This is a genomic window from Shewanella sp. M-Br (assembly GCF_036245925.1).
Lineage (GTDB): Bacteria > Pseudomonadota > Gammaproteobacteria > Enterobacterales > Shewanellaceae > Shewanella > Shewanella oncorhynchi.
The window spans coordinates 11,638-34,627 of the sequence record NZ_BJBV01000016.1 but is presented as its reverse complement, the minus strand read 5'-3'; the positions used below and the strand labels follow the sequence as shown (position 1 = coordinate 34,627).

Annotated in this window: 28 protein-coding genes; 25 read left to right on the top strand and 3 right to left on the bottom strand. The window is 44.0% G+C overall.

Translation table 11 applies throughout. The annotated features are described in order from the left end of the window. The first annotated feature begins 115 nt into the window (after positions 1-115). The 13 genes from AAA952_RS14305 to AAA952_RS14245 all read left to right on the top strand — a co-directional run bounded on the left by AAA952_RS14305 (position 116) and on the right by AAA952_RS14245 (position 8,982). The gene (locus tag AAA952_RS14305; protein WP_338257966.1) at positions 116-802 is read left to right on the top strand and encodes a hypothetical protein; all 687 of its coding nucleotides are present in this window, start codon (positions 116-118) and stop codon (positions 800-802) included. Then, entirely contained in the window at positions 799-1,497 is a 699-nt protein-coding gene (locus AAA952_RS14300) for a TIGR03759 family integrating conjugative element protein (protein ID WP_014620957.1), read from the top strand. Before AAA952_RS14305 ends, AAA952_RS14300 begins: the two co-directional genes overlap by 4 nt. Beyond that, positions 1,476-2,006: a hypothetical protein gene (locus tag AAA952_RS14295; protein WP_338257963.1), complete on the top strand. Its 531-nt coding sequence runs from the start codon at positions 1,476-1,478 to the stop codon at positions 2,004-2,006. Before AAA952_RS14300 ends, AAA952_RS14295 begins: the two co-directional genes overlap by 22 nt. Then, positions 1,999-2,406 carry an integrating conjugative element protein gene (locus tag AAA952_RS14290; RefSeq protein ID WP_173248964.1) on the top strand — a complete coding sequence of 136 codons (408 nt, stop codon included), beginning with the start codon at positions 1,999-2,001 and terminating at the stop codon, positions 2,404-2,406. The genes AAA952_RS14295 and AAA952_RS14290 overlap by 8 nt, the downstream gene beginning before the upstream one ends. 99 nt (positions 2,407-2,505) lie before the next feature. Next, a complete protein-coding gene (locus AAA952_RS14285) occupies positions 2,506-2,679 on the top strand; it encodes a hypothetical protein (RefSeq protein WP_014620960.1) in 174 nt (57 codons plus the stop codon). After that, the gene (locus AAA952_RS14280; protein WP_338257959.1) at positions 2,663-4,288 is read left to right on the top strand and encodes a PcfJ domain-containing protein; all 1,626 of its coding nucleotides are present in this window, start codon (positions 2,663-2,665) and stop codon (positions 4,286-4,288) included. The genes AAA952_RS14285 and AAA952_RS14280 overlap by 17 nt, the downstream gene beginning before the upstream one ends. Before the next feature lie 88 nt (positions 4,289-4,376). After that, the gene (locus AAA952_RS14275; RefSeq protein ID WP_338257957.1) at positions 4,377-4,862 is read left to right on the top strand and encodes a hypothetical protein; all 486 of its coding nucleotides are present in this window, start codon (positions 4,377-4,379) and stop codon (positions 4,860-4,862) included. A gap of 5 nt (positions 4,863-4,867) precedes the next feature. Next, a complete protein-coding gene (traD, locus tag AAA952_RS14270; protein ID WP_338257955.1) occupies positions 4,868-7,006 on the top strand; it encodes a type IV conjugative transfer system coupling protein TraD in 2,139 nt (712 codons plus the stop codon). After that, the gene (locus tag AAA952_RS14265; protein ID WP_338257954.1) at positions 6,996-7,652 is read left to right on the top strand and encodes a DUF4400 domain-containing protein; all 657 of its coding nucleotides are present in this window, start codon (positions 6,996-6,998) and stop codon (positions 7,650-7,652) included. The genes traD and AAA952_RS14265 overlap by 11 nt, the downstream gene beginning before the upstream one ends. Positions 7,653-7,670: 18 nt before the next feature. Continuing rightward, complete coding sequence (locus AAA952_RS14260) at positions 7,671-8,006, top strand: type II toxin-antitoxin system RelE/ParE family toxin (RefSeq protein ID WP_014620964.1); 336 nt, start codon at positions 7,671-7,673, stop codon at positions 8,004-8,006. Positions 8,007-8,078: 72 nt separating this feature from the next. Further along, on the top strand, positions 8,079-8,393 hold the full coding sequence (locus AAA952_RS14255; RefSeq protein WP_014620965.1) for a helix-turn-helix domain-containing protein: 315 nt from the start codon (positions 8,079-8,081) through the stop codon (positions 8,391-8,393). Positions 8,394-8,407: 14 nt separating this feature from the next. Further along, positions 8,408-8,719, top strand: coding sequence for a hypothetical protein (locus AAA952_RS14250; RefSeq protein WP_131524891.1), 312 nt, complete (start codon positions 8,408-8,410; stop codon positions 8,717-8,719). A 23-nt stretch (positions 8,720-8,742) separates the two neighbouring features. Continuing rightward, a complete protein-coding gene (locus AAA952_RS14245) occupies positions 8,743-8,982 on the top strand; it encodes a hypothetical protein (protein ID WP_014620967.1) in 240 nt (79 codons plus the stop codon). 314 nt (positions 8,983-9,296) lie between these two features. Here AAA952_RS14245 and AAA952_RS14240 read toward each other — a convergent pair whose 3' ends face one another. Genes AAA952_RS14240 through AAA952_RS14230 form a run of 3 tightly spaced genes read right to left on the bottom strand, consistent with a single transcriptional unit; the run spans position 9,297 to position 13,480 of the window. Beyond that, positions 9,297-11,630 (bottom strand): AAA family ATPase, encoded by a 2,334-nt coding sequence (locus AAA952_RS14240; protein WP_338257947.1) that lies wholly within the window; start codon positions 11,628-11,630, stop codon positions 9,297-9,299. Beyond that, positions 11,605-12,270, bottom strand: coding sequence for an ABC-three component system middle component 1 (locus tag AAA952_RS14235; RefSeq protein ID WP_338257945.1), 666 nt, complete (start codon positions 12,268-12,270; stop codon positions 11,605-11,607). Before AAA952_RS14235 ends, AAA952_RS14240 begins: the two co-directional genes overlap by 26 nt. After that, positions 12,251-13,480 (bottom strand): ABC-three component system protein, encoded by a 1,230-nt coding sequence (locus tag AAA952_RS14230; RefSeq protein ID WP_338257943.1) that lies wholly within the window; start codon positions 13,478-13,480, stop codon positions 12,251-12,253. Before AAA952_RS14230 ends, AAA952_RS14235 begins: the two co-directional genes overlap by 20 nt. A 596-nt stretch (positions 13,481-14,076) precedes the next feature. Here AAA952_RS14230 and AAA952_RS14225 point away from each other — a divergent pair. From AAA952_RS14225 to AAA952_RS14170, 12 genes are read left to right on the top strand one after another with little or no spacing between them, the layout of a single operon-like run. Next, positions 14,077-14,343, top strand: a complete 267-nt coding sequence (locus AAA952_RS14225) for an integrative conjugative element protein, RAQPRD family (protein WP_445190382.1) — start codon at positions 14,077-14,079, stop codon at positions 14,341-14,343. Then, on the top strand, positions 14,336-14,575 hold the full coding sequence (locus tag AAA952_RS14220) for a TIGR03758 family integrating conjugative element protein (protein ID WP_014620974.1): 240 nt from the start codon (positions 14,336-14,338) through the stop codon (positions 14,573-14,575). Before AAA952_RS14225 ends, AAA952_RS14220 begins: the two co-directional genes overlap by 8 nt. A gap of 1 nt (position 14,576) precedes the next feature. Continuing rightward, positions 14,577-14,945 (top strand): DUF2976 domain-containing protein, encoded by a 369-nt coding sequence (locus AAA952_RS14215; RefSeq protein WP_173248942.1) that lies wholly within the window; start codon positions 14,577-14,579, stop codon positions 14,943-14,945. After that, a complete protein-coding gene (locus tag AAA952_RS14210; protein ID WP_338257939.1) occupies positions 14,945-15,286 on the top strand; it encodes a DUF3487 family protein in 342 nt (113 codons plus the stop codon). Before AAA952_RS14215 ends, AAA952_RS14210 begins: the two co-directional genes overlap by 1 nt. Further along, the gene (locus AAA952_RS14205) at positions 15,279-15,695 is read left to right on the top strand and encodes a hypothetical protein (protein WP_131524900.1); all 417 of its coding nucleotides are present in this window, start codon (positions 15,279-15,281) and stop codon (positions 15,693-15,695) included. Before AAA952_RS14210 ends, AAA952_RS14205 begins: the two co-directional genes overlap by 8 nt. After that, the gene (locus AAA952_RS14200; protein WP_014620978.1) at positions 15,695-16,024 is read left to right on the top strand and encodes a hypothetical protein; all 330 of its coding nucleotides are present in this window, start codon (positions 15,695-15,697) and stop codon (positions 16,022-16,024) included. The genes AAA952_RS14205 and AAA952_RS14200 overlap by 1 nt, the downstream gene beginning before the upstream one ends. Further along, complete coding sequence (locus AAA952_RS14195; protein WP_014620979.1) at positions 16,021-16,668, top strand: PFL_4703 family integrating conjugative element protein; 648 nt, start codon at positions 16,021-16,023, stop codon at positions 16,666-16,668. The genes AAA952_RS14200 and AAA952_RS14195 overlap by 4 nt, the downstream gene beginning before the upstream one ends. Beyond that, the gene (locus tag AAA952_RS14190; protein ID WP_338257934.1) at positions 16,665-17,510 is read left to right on the top strand and encodes a TIGR03749 family integrating conjugative element protein; all 846 of its coding nucleotides are present in this window, start codon (positions 16,665-16,667) and stop codon (positions 17,508-17,510) included. The genes AAA952_RS14195 and AAA952_RS14190 overlap by 4 nt, the downstream gene beginning before the upstream one ends. After that, on the top strand, positions 17,500-18,909 hold the full coding sequence (locus AAA952_RS14185; protein WP_338257932.1) for a TIGR03752 family integrating conjugative element protein: 1,410 nt from the start codon (positions 17,500-17,502) through the stop codon (positions 18,907-18,909). Before AAA952_RS14190 ends, AAA952_RS14185 begins: the two co-directional genes overlap by 11 nt. Next, positions 18,896-19,309 (top strand): TIGR03751 family conjugal transfer lipoprotein, encoded by a 414-nt coding sequence (locus AAA952_RS14180; RefSeq protein WP_014620982.1) that lies wholly within the window; start codon positions 18,896-18,898, stop codon positions 19,307-19,309. The genes AAA952_RS14185 and AAA952_RS14180 overlap by 14 nt, the downstream gene beginning before the upstream one ends. Further along, positions 19,309-22,035, top strand: a complete 2,727-nt coding sequence (locus AAA952_RS14175) for a conjugative transfer ATPase (protein WP_338257930.1) — start codon at positions 19,309-19,311, stop codon at positions 22,033-22,035. The genes AAA952_RS14180 and AAA952_RS14175 overlap by 1 nt, the downstream gene beginning before the upstream one ends. After that, the gene (locus AAA952_RS14170) at positions 22,032-22,985 is read left to right on the top strand and encodes a TIGR03756 family integrating conjugative element protein (protein WP_338257928.1); all 954 of its coding nucleotides are present in this window, start codon (positions 22,032-22,034) and stop codon (positions 22,983-22,985) included. Before AAA952_RS14175 ends, AAA952_RS14170 begins: the two co-directional genes overlap by 4 nt. Positions 22,986-22,990: the final 5 nt, after the last annotated feature.

Genomic DNA, 22,990 nt, shown 5'->3' with positions numbered 1-22,990 from the left:
AATCTATAAATACGTTTTTCAGAATTTATTTTCAATGGGATTCTAATCAGTACTTTTTAAATTTTTTTCTATACCGTCTTTCGTAATTTGCTTTTAAAAATAACGAGCGGTGAAGATGTTAGCAAAACTCAAAAAATGCGTGGTGTTATTCCTTAAAGTTCTAGGTATTGGCGTTATCTCGGCAGCTATTTGCATCGGAAGCCTATACACGCAGCTTCCTCATATTCACGATAAAATTAATACCCTGACTGTAGAGCAAAGCAAAATGAGCGCCTTTACAGAGCAACTGACCGGCTTTGAGGCGCAACTAAAGTCAGTTTCCAATGCGGTAGTCGCCTTACAGCTATTGAATGATGAAGTTGAAAACAATAAACAGTCCACCGATGAGAAGCTGGCAGGTATCAATCAGTCTACTTCGCAATGGCAAAGCCACTATCAAGACCGCTTAACAGCACTCACCAATCAGCTCGAACAATTATCGACACAACTCAACCTAGTTAAGCGGTCGGCTGACAGCAAACCCAGTGTTCCACCCAAAAACACCGCACAACCTCAGCAAATTCCACCCAAAAAACTTCTGCAATCAGTTAGCGCACCATTCACGCTTCACGATATCCAACGTCGAGGGACGCTGTTGCTCGCTGTCGTATCACCGCTTAATGCGAGCTCTCTCTCAGATGTTGCGTTGATTAAGCGCAACGACACCTATTCAGGTTGGCGCGTTACGTCCATCGAACCTGATTTCATTGATATTCAACAATTACATTCCGCACAAACACTCACTCTAAGGAGTAGCAAATGAACGTGAACGCTATCATCGGCTCCATTTTATTGTTACTGACACTGAGTTGTCCGCTCTATGCGGCCACGGTGAGTCAGGCACAAACCGAAACGCAAATTGTCAGTGACGAACGACATTCAGTTCAAAACAAAGAACAACAGGCCACCCGCTTTGGATTATCCCTTACGGAATGGAATGAATATGAACGCGTCATGGCAAGCAGTCAGGGTTGGGAAATGAAAGATAGCCACCCACTTGCTGTACTGGGCCGCAGCGCGACAACAGAAGCCGAACGAGAAAAATACGCGAGATTGTTAGTCAAGCATGAATATCAACTGGCCGAAGGGTTGCTTGCATTTGATAGAGCAAGAACTGCAGCTTGGAAAGCTGCGTACCCAAATCTTCCTCTTGTCAGAAATAACACCCCTGAACGAGTCGCACTCTATGTCAACGCTCAGTGTGACACCTGCTCTCAATTACTACAGCAATGGCGGAGCAAAGGTAGCAAAGTCGATATTTATTTTGTCGGCAAAGGTGATGACACCGCATTGCGTGAATGGGCTATGCGTGCGGGTATCCGTAAGCTCGATGTAGATGAAAAGCAAATAACGCTCAACCATGATGATGGTTCATGGCTAACTGTCGCAAAAGCAAAGCCTATTCCGGTTTCTCTCGCCAAAAATAAGGAGGGAGCATGGTCTTTCGTCACCCCTTAATCCTTTGCATGTTATGGGTTAGCTTCCCTCTCGCATCATATGCCGCGCCGGCTATCCCCGCGCTTTATATCCAAGTGGCGCATGAACACGGTATTCCTGCAAAAGTGCTGTACGGCGTAGCCTTAACCGAAAGTAGAAAAAAACTCACGAATGGGAATGTCAGACCTTGGCCATGGACATTGAACGTCCAAGGAAAAGCCTATTTTTATAACTCGAATGAACAGGCTTGCAGGGCATTAACGCGATTTTTGACAACAACCTCCATTGTCGATATTGGCCTCACGCAGCAGAACTGGCGATACCAAGGGGAGCATTTTGTATCCCCCTGCAGTGTACTTGAGCCACGGACCAATCTTAATCACGCAGCGAAACTCTTAAAGCAAGGATACCAGGTACATGGTTCATGGCTTGATGCTGCCGGTTGGTTTCATCGTCCTGCAGGAGGGGCACTTGCAGAGAAATACAAATCCAGCTTTTTTACAAACTACCGGAGTGTTTCCTATGAATAAGCCTATTTTCAAAATGCTGCTTATCACCTCTATTTTCTTTTGTGAGCAAGCCATTGCAGCGAACCCATACGCTCAAATGCTCCCCGTTGAAACACCACAGTTAACACCTGGGAAAATTAACGTCACCACCACGACCCAGACAACATCAGCCACCCTCCCTCAGCCTCTGTTTATAGTCGGAGATGATCCTCTTTCTCATAAGTGGCTTACACATCACGAACAACGACTTAAATCGCTCAATGCCATTGGCATCATTGTAAATGTCAAAACGGAGCAAGGGCTTAATCGCTTTAAACAATACGACCTGACTATCTACCCCGTTCAAGGACACGATTTTGCGAAATTGTTTTTAATCAACCATTACCCCGCATTGATTAGCGACGGGAAAATATCTCAGTAGCGTTTAAACAATAAATGTCCATGAACGCTGGAATTTTTATAGCGTAAAGGGGCATTTGAGCAACCAACGAACGTTGGGCGGTAGTAAAAAGGAGAAACCATGTACTCACCAGAATGGCGCTCATTCAATGACAACTTCAAATCCCCGCGCCCAAAAAAAGAAACCATAAAAACCACCACTGAAAGCCAGCGGCGTTTGCGTATTCGCCGAGAAATCGAGTGGCGTCAAGAATGCAAAGTAATGGAGTTAGATATCCATGACCCGAAAAAATAAGTTACCAAGTAAGTCTATCAATGACTTACACAATTATCTGCTATCACTTGATGTGACACGACAAGCGTTAGCGACCAGTACAGCTACTGAGACTGTGCTGACAATCTGCGGAATGTGGCGCATAAGCAAATGCCATAATGACAAAAAACTGACTTTTGAGCGCCTGAAAGTTAATTTCATCGACTCAACACTGACTTCGGAATGGGTTAGAACAGATAAGCTTTTTTCACTGCCACTGCTGTGTTTTAAAGACCATTACTATATTTTTGAAAATGTTAATTGCTGGTGCCTAACAAATATAATGCGTGACTTACATGTCACCAATCCGACTCGCCACATTAAAACGATAACCGATAAGCTTTACGCCTCGGTGCCACACTATCACAAATTCAATGCGTTGAAATTAGTGGTAAAAAAGTCATGGGAGTTTGTTGAATGTAGGCCAATGTACGGCATTTTTCGGCATATTTACCTTTACCAGAATAGAGAGTCATCAAACAGCATATGTTTAAAGGACATTGGTTTAAAAGAGGTGAATAATTTTACAGAGTTAAAATTGAACCCTGAGCATGCGCTCAATAATAAATCACTTTTACCCTTACTAAACTTCATCGATGATTCGCATTTTGCTCATCCCGAATTGTTTTCAAACAGCGTTTTCTTACCTTTGGTAAATCAAAACTGCAAATTTGAACTAACGAAAGCGGATGTCCGCATATTAAGAGCGCAGCCAATCACATTCACGGCCGCGTTCTGCGCAACCCTTAACAGCGTGATAAGTCATATCAATGACCCCTACTACAATGACCCAATCTACTACGATGAGCAAAATGACACACATAGAATAGACCCAGTGGTGAGTGAACAACAGATACACAACCTACTGTATAGTTCCAAATGGCTGATTAGAAATAAACAGATCATGCAATATCCTATCTGGGTTCGCAGCCGTTTATTGAGGATATTACTCAACTTGCCTCTGCGACTGCATGAACAACCGGCTCAAGTCCTTTCGTTGTTTGCACAATGGGCTATCTATCACAAGCAGATGATAGGCAAAGTGAAGCCTATTAAGCACAAAGACCAATGGGATCGCGTGCTTAATCAACTAGAGCATGTCATTGATTGGTTTTTATTTGATCAACCGTTGCTACATAAAAATCAAACCTGGGTGTCATTTAGTAACCTTGCCGATGGCTGGACGAAACAACAACAAGAGTTACAAAACCAAGAGATTGCACAGATAAAATGGGACAAACAATTAGTAGAAGATAGGGTGTACAGCACCAATTTCGGTGACATTCGCATTTCAGAAATAAGCAACGCCCAGGATTTACATCAAGAGGGGTGCGATCTCGACCATTGTGTTTTCAGTTATCGATTTGATTGTTTTAACAATCAATATCGCGTTTTTTCACTACGTCACATTCTCAATAATAAAGAGCTCGAACGAGCCACCCTCGGCGTTCACGTCCATCCCCGCACTGGTGACTTAGTGTTTGATCAATTACGCACACTTACTAATGGTGTGGCGAGCAAAACACTACAGAAATATGCCAATTCGACTATCAAATTACTTAATCTGGGGGATATCCAACATGCCGCATAAGAAAACAGGATTATTGAACCTTATTCAACATAAAAACTAAATCCATACCGCCCCAACGTTAATTTTAGACCCTCATGGAGAAACTACTATGCTCAAACTTATATCTGCCGATAATGCGAGTTCAGCCTTTAATCAGTTTGCTTGTCGATTTGTAAACATTATTGCTCAGGCACAAAATGCGCTCAATACCCATCAAGATATTCACTCGACTCTTAAGCATGTCGACGCCATCGACAAACTGTATATCGATTACTGTGAAGAAACACTTCTTGACCACGACAAAAATGCCATGGTCAAGGTGCGTGATCTTACATTTAATATCAACCCTGAAACCATTCCCAAGCATTTGCGAGGGCGGTCTAACGTAGTGATCGCCCTTGAGGAATACTTCAATGATCATCCCTGTACCGATGATATATTGCTGGGCCTTCGCAGTGCCGTCCAATATGACAGATCACATTTAGACAAGATTGTGGCTTCCTTACTACCACTAGTAAAAATAATGGGTAACGGAAAGACTCCAGAAATCATCAGCCCTGATTACGTTCCAGTTGCTTCTAGTGTTGACGAGTGACGCCAATGAAACACATGGAAGGGCTACTTCGCCCCGCAGAAGAACTGGCCAGCGCCACCATGTTTATACTGTGCGCGTTACTACTGTACTTGAGACCAGATATTTTCCTAATACCTCAAACCCTGCGACTTTACGTGATACTCGCTTTATTGGTGCCCGCATTTATTCGTCTTTGGCAAGGGCTTGAAGTTTTAGCATATCGTCGTAACTTGATGCGGCTCCCGCCATGGGTAGCCGCGAGTAAAGACATTCCTGTTTATGCTGACAAACTCTTTCTTGGTAAGGGGTTCTTGTTCTTACCGCGCCATGCGCAGCGACTGTATGATTCAAGGCAACAATGGGCAGAACAATACGTTAGCCTGTCTTCATTTTATAAAATGATCAGATTAATTGAGGCATATAATGAGAAAAATGCCCTTGGTCGCTGGTTAGCCGGCAAGATGCCGTTTAAACCTGATGATCCGATGGCGGTATTCAATACGGTGATGAAGCGGCTTAATCCTGCCCCACCTATGCCTCCCGTCGGAGGCGATCCTAAAATGCACGGTGTGGGTGTCAGTGAAGAAACAGATTGCCTATTACCTATGTCAGCTCGCGCTGGGCATACGCTTGTACTGGGGACCACTGGTGTTGGTAAAACAAGGCTTGCTGAGATTTTAGTTACTCAAGATATTCGCCGCGGGGATGTCGTGTTTATGTTTGATCCCAAAGGCGATGCTGACATGCTCAAACGGATGTACGCCGAATGCGAACGCAGCGGACGATTAGACCAATTCTATGTTATTCACCTCGGTTATCCTGATAAGAGTGCGCGTTATAGCCCAGTGGCGCGATTTGGGCGGATCACAGAAGTGGCGACCCGAGTCTCTGGCCAGCTTGAAGGTGGCGGCAATAGTGCTGCGTTTAAACAGTTCGCATGGCGATTTGTCAATATCATTGCACGAGCTCAAAACGCGCTCAATACCCGTCCTGACATGCGCTCTATTCAGAAATATGTCACCGCCATTGACAGTCTATACATCGATTACTGTCAAAAAACGCTACCTGAACATGATAAGAATGCGATGGCCAAGGTGGTTGAAATTGAAAATAACATCAATCCTAAAAATATTCCCAGACACCTGCAGGGGCGACCTAACCGAGTGGTCGCGCTCGAGGAATACTTCAATGATCACCCCAGTACCGATGATGTATTGCTGGGCCTTCGCAGTGCAATCCAATATGACAAAACTTATTTCGACAAGATTGTGGCCTCCTTACTACCACTCCTAGAAAAGCTGGGCACCGGAAAAACCGCTGAAATCATCAGTCCTGATTACGTTCCGGCGGATGACAGGCCCGTGATTGATTGGCGTGAAGTGATCCAAAGTGGTGGCGTTGTGTATGTGGGACTTGATGCGCTTTCAGATACTACAGTTGCTGCGGCATTTGGTAATAGTATGTTTGCAGATCTCTGTAGTCTCGCCGGCGAAATCTATAAGTTTGGCAACTCACCGGGTATGGTTCTTCCTAATGCTAAACCTCGCAATATCATGATCCACGCTGACGAGTTTAACGAACTGATCGGGGATGAATTTATTCCTATCTTGAACAAAGCGAGGGGAGCAAAATTTGTGGTTACGGCTTACACGCAAACAGAAGCAGATATTGAAGCCAGACTGGGCTCTGCGGCAAAGGCGAATCAAACAAAAGGTAACTTTAATAGTTTAATTTGTATGCGCGTAAGAGATCTCGCCACGGCAAAAATCATGACGGACCGAATGGCCAAGGTCAATGTGTTTGATGTTACCCCTGATTCCGGTGCAACTGACTCTCCAGGCTCTGAAAGTGGTTACAGCTCAACGAATAAAGACACTAAAACCGCCAAAGAGATTTTACTGGTCAACGATAATGACATTACCAATTTACCGATAGGACAAGCATTTGCAGAGCTTGAGGGTTCGCGGGTTTGGAAGCTCCGCTTTCCTTTACCAAGCAGCGTTGGCGACGAAATGATCCCCGATGATGTACAAGACATTATCGATTATATGGATAACACCACTAAAACGGTGATTGATCACGATAAATGGTTGCAGGAAAGCTCGGCATTTAATGAATGTATCAGTCATTCATTTGAAGATGAGGCTGAATATAATGCCGCCTAAACAAGAGCGAAAAAACACAAAGCAACAAAATGAAGATACCGTAACCCCTTGGTATTTATTACCATTTCAATGCATTGAATACCTTTTCTATGCTTGGCTGTTACTCGTATTATTAGAGAGTCTAGGGGATTTATGGGGATGGACCGTCGGTGAACATGCAAAGACCGTTTTTTTTGCGCAATTGACGTTATTACAAGGTGACTTCCCCGAACTAACACAGCAAATCATAAACCAGGTACTTGCTATTTTTGATTACGCCCAAATTCTGACATCTATTGAGTTTATTGGCATTTTTACTTCATTTAAGCCTTACTGGAATGGTGTGGTGTTTGCGACAATCGCTCTGCTAGTGAGAGTGATCATGTTAGGCAGTTTTTACCCTATATTTTTACTGGCTTTGTTTGTGGGGTTATTCGATGGACTGGTTGTAAGGCAGCGGCGTATAGCTCATTTAGACCGTGAGCATGTCACAATTCATTATCACAGCAAGCGGTTGTTACAAAAATTCATGCTGTACACAGGGTTAGCTTGGCTAGTATTACCAGGCTTATGGCCCATCCATCCTATTTGGCTTTTGTTACCCTGCGCCGTCATTGTTGGGATGATCACCCGTTTGATGGTATCGAGTTACAAGAAGTACCTATAAGATTTCTTTGGAGTTTCGATGAAAGTTTTTAAGTTTGTTAATAATCAGTCGCTTAAAGAATTTAAATGTTTACCTGAAAAAGTTCAGTTGCGTTTTGCTAACGATTTAAACGCTATATGTCAAAATAAAGAGCCTTTTAGCAAATACAAACATTTAAAAGACACTGTTGGTCTCGGCGCAATAGAGCTAATAGAGAATGGACGTCCAGCATTTAGAACTATCTATGTCGCAAAATTTAATGATGTTGTGTACATCTTGCATTCGTTTACCAAAACGACCAACGGTGTTGATAGGCAGGCCATGAAAACCGCGTCTGAACGATATAAATTAATGATAGATAATTTAAATAAATAATATATATCACCACTTGTATATATACATGTGGTGATATATATTGGTTTCAGATTGAACAATTCAGAGGTGAGTATGCAATTAGAATATCCAAACATTTTTGATGTCGTCGTTGAGGACAAGGCAGTCGCATCTGATCTTCAAACCCGATCAGACTTAATGATTGCTATCAGGGACATTATAGCGACAAAGCAGTGGTCACAAACAGAGGCAGCAAAGCATATGGGGCTTACTCAGCCGAGAGTGAGTGACTTAGTCAATGGCCGTATTGATAAATTCAGTATAGATAAATTAATGAATTGCCTTTACTTAATTGGTTTTCGATTTAAACCTATTTTTGAAAACAATCAATTAACGATGATAGTTGAACCAGTCCAAATTAACGTTTGATTTGAAGGGGTATCATGCAGGATAGATATAAAAGCGCAATCAAGTACACGACTGATGATGGTCTTTTGACTATCGAGGATTTTCAACATGTTGACAATAGCTTTAGGCTTTTTGCATGTGGGGAGCGCATTGTTATTGCATTTGACGCTAGTCAGGTAACTGTCATCGATGACTCGAAGAATGGCACCGATATCATTGAATTGAAAATTAGGCAGAATTCGCCAATTTTTTTAAAAAACTCACAAGAAGCATCGGCCATAGCCGAATTTATTGGCGTTGAAGTATTTTGTTTTGATGAATGCGGTAACGACTTAGTGCCAGTTTAATTGACAATATGATCAGAGGGCACATGAGTAAAGTCACTTCGCAACGAGCAATAGACATCCAAAAAATCTCTGATCTGAAAGAATGTATCGAAAGTACAACAGAGCGAACTGTTTGGATGATTGATGGTGAAGAATTTGTTTACTACAAAGGTGACGAATTTTTGAAAAGCCGTGCTGGTCTGTCTGCAGATTGGCAAATTTGGCCACTTGAAGCCGTTGGTAAAAGAGCGGCTAAAGCAAAGGTTTTTAAAATCATCAAATAAACGTGATTCAGTCAAAAGATAGGGTCAGCACCCTCTTTCCATCAACACGCATTAAATGTAGGAGAGTAATAAAGTCTCATACAATGACAGCGATCGCAGTCGATACTGCTGCCATTTCTAAATCGGAAATGCCCCAAAGTAAGTTATGACCGACAGAAGGTACATTAATAGAGACCTGGTTTTGGAATACTTTACCTAATGAAGGAAAGCGTAAAACCAGATCCTATTGTTTTTAGATACCCTCTTCAATATAGCCAACTGATCCGTATGAACATCGCGGACACTCAGCACTGCTGTTTTGCCATGGGCTGCTTTTACAAAGCATCTTTCGCCAATAGCTGCATGTTGAGTGAGCTTGTTTTCAAGCCTGCTCTTTCAAACCGGTAGCGCATATAGGCAGAGATATCGTCCTCATGGGAGGATACAATCAACTGACAATGCTTGAGTTCGCAACGGAGTAGATCGGTCAAGGAAGCAACGTTGATTTCATCCAGAGATTGCGACGGATCATCAATCAAGATGAGAGGTACCTTAGCATAGACCTTGTTGAGTGAGAGAAAGAAGGCAAGGCTAAGAGCGGACACCTGACCAGAACTCATGGACATGACTGCGTCGTGTTCAGACTTCTCGGCAGTCAGAAATCTCAGCTGTGTACCGTCTCGGCTCTCGATAAATAGACCCAGACCACGCTGGTAGTTTTGGATCAGTCGGCCACTGTAGATATGGAATATGAGTTCAATAGCCGAAATTGTCTGGTCGGTATACCTTTGCTCTGTCTCCTTCAGTGTGTCGCGGAGTGTTTTGATTTTAATTTGTGCTTTTTGGGCCGCTAGGGTTTCTTTTTCGATAAGTTTAAGATCGGAAATACAGGTTTGGAGACGAGCATTTTGAGCCTCGTTGGCTTTAATCGATATGTACAGCTCTTTGTCCTTTAGGTCTTCGGCCGTGATTATGTAGAAGTCCTGCAAGTCTTTAAAGGCGCTATTTGTTGTTTCTCGCCAGTCCTCTGGCAGCGCTAATGCATCAGCTTCAACCTGTTTTTTATTCCTTAGAATCGCTTTGAGCTTTTCAAGTCGCTCATTTACTACCTCATTAATTTCAGTAAATGAGTCAGTAAATTGAATCTTGTCGCTTTGCAGCTTTTCCATTAGCTGGGTTATTGCCGGGAGCCGAAGCTTAAGTTTGGTCAGCTCTGCATGAAGATTGGGTTCAAATGTTGGCTTGAGAAGTTTCAAACTGTCTTGGATATGGATGTCGATGAGCTTCAGCTCAGCGCCCATAGTAGCGATAAGGTTAACTAAGTCCTTACCGTCTTTGCTTAGTGATTCAGAGATCTGCTTGGTTCTTGCGTCAATGGCATCCACCATTGATTTGTGATCTTCCCAGTCTGCGCCACAGAGAGGGCACAACTGATCATCGGGATAGGACTTCTTATGTTCATCAATCAGCTGTCTTTTCAGACGTTCCAATTCGGCTACGACGTTCGCATTGGTGCTGCTTTTTTCGTGGAGGCTATTTCGGGATTCAATTTGTAACTCAAACCACTCAAGGCGTCCATCCGCCCAGTTTGGTAATGATCGGGCTTCTTCGAGTTTGATTGCCGTAGCCCCGCGCTTGATGATTTTTGCTGAACTCTCTAACTCATCAATCATCTTCTTGATAGCATCAAGCACATCAAGCTTGTTTAAGTCTTTACCAAACTGAGCCAAGCTTCTCAGGGATTCCTCATTGAGATCAATTTCGGCATCGATTGTCTCGTTGTGAACCCTGGTTTTTATCGTGGCTTTGAGCGGTAGAAGAGCAATAATTTTGCGAACTGATTCCTGATAGGCAGCATGATCTGCCGCTGAATACGTTGAGAATAGGATCTCCCTGTCCCATATTGGTTGGACATCAGTCGTGGAGAGTTTTTTGTACTCAAGGTTACTTGTCTCTGCCTGCAATGTGCCTTTTAAGCTGGCTATCTCTTCTTTAAGTGATAAAGCTTTTCCCGTGCGTTCAGGATTGTTGATGTACCTTGTGAATTTATTGTATATGGTGTTGCAGTTTTCAATCTCGGTTTCGATATCGCTGGTGTTAAAGAGGTTTCCAAGTTTATCCTTGCGTTCGTCTACCCGAGTGTGTAACAGTCGGTTTTGTCCTTGCTCCAGATAGTTAAGGAAGGAGAAGTTTTCCCTGAAGTTTTTACCGAAAACTTCGTCAAGGAAGTTGTTGTCTCGCAGATTGATCTTCGTAAAGTCAGATGATTCAAATTCCGGCAGCTCGTAAAGCTTAAAGTTTTCATACTTGTCTGCACGATTGTTCGCTAGTTTTTTGAATATAGCAACTGGGCAATGTCTTGCTAAAACAAGTTTGCGCTCACCATTAATAAATTCAATTTTAATGTAGAGATCGTTCTCGCCGGAGCGATTGTTCCAGAAGAGATTATCTGCGTAGTCTCTCTTGTTTCTGGTTAATAATGTATTGAATAGGTTTTGTATTCGACTGATTTGGCCGGTGAGTAGCAGTTCCATTGCATCAAAGATGCTTGTTTTACCATAACCGTTAGGACCGTCCAAAGTTAGCAAGGACGACTCGCCAAGGTCCAAATAGATATGCTTGAATGCTTTGAAACTAGAGACTTCAATCTTGTATATTTGCCAGTTCATTTTTAATCATTTCCTTGATAATTTCGTCGGCATTTTTGTCTGTTACTGTTTGGATAGTCGAATATGTATCGTTCATGCCAGCTTCTGCAACGGACTCAACTGCTTGTAACCTCAAGGACACAAGGTTTCCTTGGTGACTAGGTAGCTCTAAAAAAGGAAGCTTGATAAAGGTCTTCGCCGCGAAGCTGTATTGTGTGGCGACAAGAGGATTTTCTTTGTAGTTAAGAAATTCCTTTTTGTCTGCAATCACAGATACCAGTTTGTCGTACGTAAAATCAGTTAGAACACTTTCCTCTGCAATACTGTAATAGAGGACGTATTTTTTATAAAAATGTGGGTCTTCCTCGATAGCGAATATTTCTTCTTCGTGATCCTTGAACTCGGACAGAACATCAAGGCGATGAATGCAAATCAAGTCGCAGTTTTTCTTAAAGCTTGGATTTCTGAGAAATTTCTCAGGTGCAAGGTGATTAATTCTATTATTCAGCTCGCCCGGGTCTGGTAGGTCGTCAAGATTATGTATGACTGCGAACCTGATGGCAGTTCCAGACTCGCGAATGTAAAAGCTTGTGGTATCCAGTTCGCGTTTACACACAAAATTATGGGCAACAAGTGCTTCATCAATGAGTTGCTTTATCATTCAGTCGGTCCTCCGCTTCGTCCTTTGTTATCACGCTAATGCATAGCGACTTGGTTATGTTGCTTGCAAGCATTTCAGTGGTCTGCTTGTTGTCGTAGTCATCCGAGTTTGTGAATTTTGTATTAAAGGTGAATGAGGTCTCCGCTTTGCTGGCGATTAGATGGTTGTACTCAAAAAGTAGTCTCAGCAGAGCTCCGTTGTTTTTCATTTCATTGATCATGTCAGACTCACACTCTTCGCTTTCATCCACGTCAAGAGCTGTAGGCACGTAGAACCGATTTTTGCTGTCGAGGTAGTGCGGGAGATGGTTGAATATGGGCTCCACCGAAATAGCCTGTATGAGCTTGGTGTATCGCCTGATATCGTTCGTCTGAACGTCTTGAAACCGCTCGGATGGCTTCATCATCTGGCATAGCGTTTTTAATTCGTTGATGGGCGTTTCGCGTATGTGATCACACAAACGCCTAGCTCTCTCATAAGTGGCGTCACTCATTGTTGGTAGCGCTTGATCCAGCCTTTCTTCTAGATGGGTTAGGAGCCTAGCCTTTAATTCAACTGCATAGTAGTCCCTATTCTGATAGGGATTTTCGTTAAGCAGATCAGCTAAAAGGCTACTGGCTTTGATGCGATTCTCGTATGCGGCTCTGGCTTCACGGACTCCGTCAACTTGATTTAGTTTATGGCAATGTATTGCGATGGTGCTTATTTTTTCTGACAGTAAGCAGTAGTTAAAGTTTATAAGGTTATCACTGACAGTGATGGACTGTTTCTCACATATTTTTTTTATAAGTCCTTTGGTCAACCCTTCAATTTCACCCAGTCCACAATAATATTTATCTCCGTAGCGATAAAATTTTACTGTTTCTCCGCTAGCGCCTTTGTGATCATCTGTATTATCTAGTTGGACGGATACATGAAAGTAACGGGTCGTCCCTTCTATTTTGTCAAATTCGATTAAAGTGGACTGTTCTAGTGCCTTGGTGTAGCCACTACGATATTTGCTAATCTTCGCTTTTACTTGGTGGGCGGTATGTAGCTTTCCATTTTTATAAATAGCAAAGTCGTCGCTACTGTCTAGCTGAAGCTCGAAGTCTAAATCGTCATCGTAAATAAGTTTAAGCGAGTGATATAGCGCAACTTTCCCTTGATAAACGAAACCGCTCCACGAGGATATGGCGCTGGCTGGGTATTTCTCGTCTTCTTGACTCACATGAACTCCTTGCTGCCTGCGTGATTGAGTCATGCTAATGTATTTATGAGGTTTTATGTAATTATTTCGTTTGGTTGGTAAACATATTCTGCATTTTTCGGCCTTGATCAAGAATATTGTCTGAATAGCTACATACTCAGTAGACACTTTCGAAACTTTATTTGATCGAACTCAGCTTATGCGAAGTTTGCAGTTTAGAGCACTAACCCTAACTGATTTTTGTCCAAAAATGAGTTGCGTAGGTACTTACGTGTGTGATGGTCGAGACAGTGCGATGATCAAAACAACCAGTATGATACTTTAATACTCGATTGTAGCTCGATTCGAGGCTGTTCATATTTCTGGTTGCGGATCATTTAGAACAGAACGAACAGGGTTACTTTCGTTAAGTGCGAGACTTATTCCTCTCCTACATTAAAACCTTTTATTATACCAAGTTAAAATCTAAAAATACGTTTTTCAGAATCTTTTTTCAATGGGATTCTAATCAGTACTTTTCAAAATCTTTTCTGTACCGTTTCCTCACCTATTTTACGTGAGGAAACATCATGCGTTGCCACCCTCTCATTGTTGCCAGTTTTCTGGGCGCCTTATTCATGCCCCAGGTTCATGCTGCATCCGTTATGGATGAGAAAAAAGAACTGGCCGCCATTAGTGATCAGCTCTCCAAACTCGAATTTTTAATTCAACGCGCAGAGGAACATGCGGACTACCGTTCACCGCGGCAACTTAATTACCGAGCCCTTCGCAGTGATCTACGCGATATTCAATCGGGTATCGATGCGTACCTTTACCCTTCCCGCCCCATTCCATTACCTATTACGCCCTTATCAGGGGATTACACGGTGAAAATGGATGAATGAGGTCTTATCCGCATTTGAACATGGCGCTGGCTTTAGTGCTGATTATTTAGCGCTGCTGATTGCTGTCGTCGGCATGATCATCATTACCGCATGGGCCATCTGGGTAGGCTGGAGTGTGTATCGCGGCTTTAAGTCTGGCAAAACTGATAGAAAGAAATTTATTCATGCCATGCAGCGCACCATGCTGATTTGGTTAGTGCTCAATTTTATTTTATTCACTGGAGTTATTTAATATGACATTCCCATTTTTGACTCGATGCAAAACTCATCTTGTGGCATTGGTATCAGCTTGCGTATTTACCGTAACCCCCGCACTCGCCAAGATACCAGGCAACCAGGAACCAACGAAAGGAGGCGATGATGAGAATATTCTCAAAACATTTTTCGCATACTCCTATGACGTTGTTCTCTATGGTGGTGGGATAGCATTAGCTGCATCCGTAGGTTATTACTTCATTCACTTATGGGGCGTATTTCAAGAAGTACGAAATCAGAAAAAAGAAAAAAGCGATCTCATTACTGATGGTGTTATTGGGGCAGTGCTAATTTTGCTGAGCATCTGGGGCGTGAACTTCTGTTTGCAATTACTGGAGAAAGCGTAATGAAGAGTGCTCATTTCCTCAACGAGCACCCGTCATTCCTTAAGGGCTTAAGTATTCCTGAAGTGTTATTGCTGACGGTTATTTCGACCATTATCAGTACTGCCCTGAGTGCCGCTGCATCCCTACTAATACAAAGCTTTACCCCCTTACTTTTGGGGAGTCTAGCAGGGTTATCTATCATTCTGTGGCTTCCCAAGCAAATCACTGACCGCATTATCAAATGGCGCACTGGCAAACCCGTTGGCTGGTTATATCAGCGGTTTGATTATGCGCTTTACCCAAAAAAGTACATCGTTTCATCGGGGTGCTACCACAATAAAAAGGACAAATCCCATGACTAATCATATGGTCGCCAATGTTGCAGGACAGCCTGCTGCAAGCGTATTTGAAATATTCCCCACAAACGGGGATGACATCATCAAATTAGTCGGCTGGCTGCGTGCTTATGCAGACTTTCCCATGACTGAACAGGTTCGCAGCCAACACAAAACTGATTTCCGTCAACGGGACACTGCATTCACCGATATTTTACAAGAAATCTATGAAGCGCAAGGCTCTGGCGAGTGGGTAGTAGTTGAAACCTTTCGCGATAGAAATGCAGCCAAATTCCCTAGTCACACCTGTAGAGTCCTTGTCACCAAAAATAAACAAGATATTGCTCGTTTTTTTAGAGTATCAACACATACACGAAAATTACTTGCCGCGATTGATGTGGAATACATTACTCAAATCGGTCGAGAGGTGAAGTAATGAAATTATATCTTTTGACTCAATCCTTTCAGCATCTCAGTGATATTCGCTTCACCGGTGAACTCATCGGTGAGTGTGACGTGACATTTAATGACCTGCCCTATCACGCATCACTCTATCGTACTAATGAGACACCAGAGCGTTATGTGGGCGTAATGGAAGTTTTGGCATTACAACAACGTGAAGTGGTTGTTTTCAGTGAGATTGCTACGGATGAAATGGAGCTATTTTTTGGGCCAGATGCAACGTTTATGTTGTTTCAGGCCGCGCAGTTTGAGGGCTATCTGTATTTAGGCATTGTAGATAACACTCTCGAGGTTTTGCCATGAAAAGTCCATTTCGCAATGCGTTAAAAAACCGCGATGCACACATTAGTTCTTTGCGCTTTGCTGTTGGGGTGCTGGGTACGGTTTGCGTATTTATCGCTATCGGTTGGTACAACTCAGCACAAGAAATCACGGTTCATACACCACCAGACTTACGTGCCGGCTCAACACGCGTGTGGTGGGAAGTGCCTGCTCCCAATGTATACGCCTTTGGTGTCCGTATGTTCAGCCAAATTAATCGTTGGCCGACCAATGGCGCAGATGATTATCAAAATAACTTACACACTTACAAATGGTATATCACCCCGCAATGTCGTGGAATTTTAGCGAGAGATTATGAGACCAAAAGCCGCAAAGGCGAGCTAACAGGTCGCGAACGTGCCTTATTTGAAGTACCTGGAAGGGGTTTTACTGATGATCGCGTTATCACTCACAGCCAAGATAGCTGGACAGTCAATGCCGATTTGCAGCTTAAAGAATACGTTAAAGGCACCGAAGTGAAGTCCTCTTTAGCCCGTTGGCCACTGCGCGTTGTCAGGTATGACGTCGATGTAAACAATAACCCTTGGGGGCTGGCTATCGACTGTTTTGATGGTGTAGCGCGTGAAATTAACGTCACCCAACAATCTGGAGCAGAAAAACAATGAAACGGATGATATTGCTCACGCTTTCAATGATGCTGGCGACACCGTTATTAGCCAATCCCGCAACAGAGGCCGCGCATACTCGGGCTGTGGTGTGGGACGGCGTACCAATTTCCATCTCATTACCCGTCGGCAAAGAAATGTTGTTGTCCTTTGATGGAGATGTGCGTGTTGGTGTGCCCTCTGCACTCTATCAATCTGCCAATATTGATTCTCTGCGAGGCACCATTTACATCACCGCCAATAAGTCATTTGAATCACAACGCTTACAAGTTGAACGCTTACGAGACGGGTTGCGCATGCTCATCGATGTACGAGCTCAAGAAGGCATCACTACAGCCAATCAAGTTGATATTGTCACAACGAATGAAGAAGCGGCGGCTAATGAAAAACAGGCAACACAGGACGCGTTAACGCAACATGTTAATCGCGTAACCATGCCTATTCCAACGCTATTAGTTAGGTACGCCTACCAAAATATATATAGCCCTTCTCATGCAATAGAACCCTTGCCTGGTGTCAGTCGCGCCACGATGCAAATTGCACCCGATATTCAAGCACAAGCATTTCCTTTGTGGCCTGTTAACGCTAAACCCGTGGCGGCATGGTCGTTGGGGGGATATACCGTCACAGCAGTGACATTAACCCATAGAAATAACGATACGTTGACACTTGATCCAAGGCAGGTGACTGCAGCGCTTTACGGAACCACTTTTGCCTTTCCTGATCTAGGCCCCGCAGGAACTGATAGTGCAATTAGTACCGCATTTTTAGTGTCAAAAGGTACGCTCGCTGACTCGTTACCGCCAGCTCCCATGCCAAAAGGAGCCACCCATGACCAATAAAAATAAGTTGATTTTAGTGTTACTGGCTGCGTTATTTTTCGTGGTCATAATCAGCATTCTCAAGCCAAATGAAAATGAGAAATCGAACACAGAAGCTGAGGCAAATACCAATACAGCCCCCGTAACATTAAGTGATGCCGATGCGAAAACCTTGAAGGAAACCCTAGGATTAACGGCTGATACGCCCGACAACACTCTGCGTACGCTCGCGATTACGCTCAAAGCGCAAAAAGATGAAAATGCCGCGCTCAAAGCGCGATTAGATGCGCAGCAACAACAAAGCAAATCCGCCGCGGAATCATTACAGGAACGACTCAACACGGGGTTAGCTGATCTACAAATTAAGTTTGATAAAGAAGTCGGAGACTTAAAAAAGCGTACCGATGTGATTGGGATCAATAAGCCAGTCGATTTAGCACAAGACAATCTCTATGACGAACTGGGGCTTGGTAATGGTGCAATAAGCCATTTACCGTCTGCTCCTGTGAGCAGTGATGGATTAGTGTGGCTCAATCCCATAGATGCAAAAATCGATGACAAAGGAGTCTTAACTACGCCTGGGATGAACGAGGCATATCAACGTAATTTAGCGAGACAAGCTCGATTAGATGCACAGAAAAATGCTGCCGTATTTGAAGAAAAGCCAACACCGGTATACACCTTAGTGCGTGGCTCTGTCCTAAGTGATTCCGTATCATTAACCGCCTTAATCGGTCGTATCCCCGTCAACGGCAAAGTCACCTCCCCTTACCCATTTTCATTGATTATCGGTAAAGAGAACTTAATGGCCAACGGCTTCATGTTACCCGAGGTTAAAGGTGCTATCGCTACGGGTACTGTCACCGGCGACTGGAATCTCTCCTGTGTGCGCGGTTCAGTAGAATCATTCGATTTCATCATGGAAGACGGCAGTGTCATCTCTATACCGGAAGCAGTTGATGGTTTAAGTAGTGATTTTGACGGCAACGCAGTAACAACGTCGATGCAACTCGGTTTCCTCGCAGATCCTAATGGCAATCCTTGTCTTAACGGCATCAAAATAACCAATGCCCCCAGTTACCTCACGATGATGGGTGTACTTGATGGCGTCAGCGCAGCAGCCAGTGCAGCTGCCGCCGCCCAAACGACAACCTCAATATCAGACAACGGTGGTGGTAGTTCTTCTGTTACCGGTGATGCCAGCAAGTATGCACTGGCCAATGCTGCAGCCGGTAGCGTGGAAAATGTGAACACTTGGATAAAAGAGCGTATGGCCAGCACATTTGATGCCATTTATACCCCGCCTGGTACGCCCATATCCGTCCATCTCGGTCGTACATTACACATTGACAAACCCGTCACCCCTCGAAAAGTTCGTTACCCAACAGAAGTAACTGGAGGCACTTATGTATTGGATTAATTTAGTATTACTGACACTTGTAGTCAGTTTTTTATCCGCTTGTTCTACGAGCCAACAATCAACCCTTCCCCAACCTGACACCAATGTCAAAACCGTATGGGAGCAAAAAATGGGGGCGGGGGCAAATGATGAAGTATTGCAACAGCGCGCCTCTCTACGCCGCGAATTGTCACCTGATACTCTGGCAAAACGCCAAGCTGACTATACCCGCAATAGTTACCGTGAGGTCTTTAATCAATTTCCGCGCTTACCTAATCCAGATGTGGTGTTTTATGTCTACCCGCACCGCACCGGAGCGATGCCAGTCCCTGGATACAGCACGGTATTTCCCCTTTATGAGCGCGTACATTACGCCACGCCTAGCGATCAAAAAGCCAGAATGCCAGTAGGAGAACAATAATGCTGTCTCAACTAAGCCAGAAGGTGACACGTTTTTTCAATCCGAATCAAGGGCTCACTGCGCCTGAAATAGACTATAGCGTACCGCCTTCCTTTGCAGCGAAGCTACCTTGGTGCGAAGTAGACAAAAATGGCGTCTCAGAGTTAGAAGATGGGCAGTCCGTAGGCGCATTTTTTGCTATCACACCGGTATCGACCGAGGATAAACACCAACTTGGGCTTAATACCATTTTAAGCAATCTAACCAATGCCTTTGTGACCGTGGGGAAGAAAGCTGATGAAGATAACCCGTGGATCATCCAATTATTTGCCAGAGACATTGATGATTTATCCAATCTGATGCCAAGGTTGCAAGAAAAAGTGCGTATCGATGATGCGTTTAGCCAAGCGGTACTCAATGAAGATGCAAAGCATTTTGCATTGATTGGCCGTGAGCAAGGCATTTTCAGCTCCAAAAACCGTGCTTGGCGTGGTCGCTCTCGACAAGTGTTTATGGCGGTTTATCGCTGGTTACCCACGAACACGGGTAAATCAGAAGTAATAAAAAATCGTAAGCAGTTAGCCTCACTGCAGCGCTACCTGCTTAACCCTTCTTCAATGTCAGATCATGGTGTTGGTATTAGCCGAGCCAGTGGCAAAGAAGTGTTTAACTGGCTTGCGCCTTTTTTAAATCCTGCCTGTCACCGTGAAGAACTGAGTCATCGAGAACGTTTCTCCATAATTGATCGTGATTACTCAGAGCGATTATTGCAAAGCCATGTCACTGCAGATGTCGAAAACGGCCTGTGGTGGTTCAAAAACACTCAGAATGAGCGCGTGGCAACGCGGGTTGTGGAGCTGGACAGTTGGAGCAGTGAATCGTTTTTAACAGGACGAATATTTGGTGAGGTCGGAGATGACCGTCAGCAAGATGCTGACAAGCAAGTGCTCTTTGATGATTTGCCGCCTGGCAGCATGTTTACAATGACCCTTGTCCCTCAGTCAACTCAAGCTGGTAGAGAGCGTATCGCTGAAATAAAAAAATCTGCGGTGGGCGGAGAAGCTGAAACTGTGGCTTGCCGCGAGCAATGCGATGAAATGGATAAACAACTGAATAAAAATGCGCTATGGCGTGGTCAAATAGCCATTTATTTGCAAGGAAAAAGTGTTGAAGAAATCGAGAGCCATACTGAAGTATTGCGATCAATATTTGACACCAAAGGCCTCGGCGCAAAATTTGTTGATAACAGCACTCAAATCGCACCACTAGATGCTTTTTTTCGGTGGTTACCGATGAACTATCAACCGCAATTTGATAGCAAATACTGGTATTGTGGCTTTGTGTGGCTTGAAGATATGCTACGTCTGTCACCACTTTTCGGTCGTAGCGTCGGAACCGGCGCAGACACGCTCACGTTTTTTAATCGAGGAGGTGAGCCTCTCAGCTTTGACCCGCTGACTGATTTTAGATCTAACGCGCATTTAAACCTATTTGGTCCTTCTGGCTCAGGAAAATCGGCGACGTTAGTGGGTATCTGTTTGCGTTTACTTGCCATTCATCGGCCAAGATTGTTCATCATTGAAGCCGGTGATTCATTTGGATTATTGGCTGACTACTGTCGTAAACACGGATTAACCGTGAATAAAGTGTCGTTAAAGCCTGGTTGCAATACATCACTCGCCCCTTTTTCCGATGCAAAACACCTTGCTGGAGTGGACGTTCCTCACGTCACCAGTGATGCAGCATTACTGCCAGAACGCTTAAACGATAATGATGATGACAATGAAGAGCGCGATATTCTCGGTGAATTAGAGATCATGGCCAGAATGATGATCACCGGTGGTGAGCAACGCGAAATAGACGATTACAGACGTGCTGATAGCTCAATGGTACGTCAAGCATTAGTCAATGCCGCCAATACATGCCAAGCCAATAATGTCATGGTGCGCCCTACTCATGTAAGAGAAGCGTTATTAGCCTTTTCAACCGAGGATACTTATCCGCCAGAACGTCAACAACGCGCACGTATGATGAGCGATTCGATGGCCTTCTTCTGTGAAGGGATGGAAGGAAAAATTTTTAATGGTGAAGGAGAAGCATGGCCAGAGGCCGATGTGACCATTATTGATTTAGGTATTTATGCTAAGAACGGGTATGAAGCCCAGATGGCCACGGCTTATATCTCGTTAATCAACCGCATCAACGGTATTGCAGAGCGCGATCAATATAAAGGCGTCCCCATCGTCTGCTTAACCGATGAAGCCCATCTCATATCAACCAACCTTTTACTCGCTCCTTATGCAACGAAGATCGTCAAAATGTGGCGAAAACTCTCAGCATGGTTTTGGTTGGCAACACAAGATCTCGCAGACTTCCCCAGTGTTTCACGAAAAATGCTTAACAATGCCGAATGGTGGGTTTTGCTTAACATGAGTGAAGATGAACTCAACACGCTACAAGACTTCAAGAAACTGAGTGATAACAAATTAGATCTCATACGCTCAATGACATCTGAAAAGCATAAGTTCAAAGAAGGCGTGGTAATGGGTATGGACGATAGTCTTTTAGCCCGATTTACCATTATCCCCCCTGCCCTTTATCTTGCTCTGGGTGAGACTGACGGCGAGGCAAAAAAGAAGCGTAAAGACTTCATGGATGAACACGGCTGTACAGCGCTCGAAGCGGCATTATTAAAAGCACAATCCATAGAGGATTCGAGGGTTCACTACCAAGGAGAAGGCTGGTGACAACTACTCAACGTCGGTTACGCGTTTCATTGTTCATGATGGGTTTCATCTCAATCAACTACAGTTATGCTGGCAATATCAATACTGCTGAAATATTGCAGAGCAGCCTTTGTCCCGATTGTATTGATTACCAAGTTATAGGCGGCTGTTTATGGATGACATGCACTCCTGTTGGCTGCAAAACAAACCAATCAATCAAAGTTAAACACCGATTACCAGACATGATAGCAATGAGTTATCAAGAAACAGGGAAAGCACCTTGGGACATAACCGCTTGGATGTCACCAGCTAATTCTTCAGCACGAGGCGGAGGCAATAGTCACGCTAAAAGCCCCGCATTATTGGACAGCACAACTGTCACGTTTCAGAACACCGATATTATCGGTCACCCTGCCGAGGGAACATTTTTTGAAATGTTATCTAGTTTTGGGTATTCACTGAAGGGCCCCGCCACTCCGTTTATGCCTTACTACTTATCCAGTCTCGATACACTAGGATGGCGATTCAATATTCCTGACGTGTTAAATATGTCCAGTTGGAACCCGCTTTCAAATCGACTAGGTAACTGGGGCAACATCTATCCTCGTGGTGGATTCTCAGTCCAAAAACACCCCTATAAATCCGCAGCCTTAGCCGCATTTAAAGCCGCTCACATTGTGACAAGACCGATGCAAAGCCGCGTCTATCAGTCATTGATCGCTAGTAAGAAACTAGGCTATTGGCCGCCAGAAGCTGTTGAACCGAATAACAGCGAGACAGCATGGCAACCTCTCTATCCCAAGCTCCAAATGAAAGCCGGTGTTTGGCCTGATATTGATGATAGTACGTCAATAACCGATCCATTCACCGACCGAATGAGTGACAGCGGAGAATATGTTTGGGCAGTGTGGCGCACTTACCGTGGTTGTGAGCGCAAAGGGACGATGCTAATCGCCCACTTTGGCAATTAAAAAGG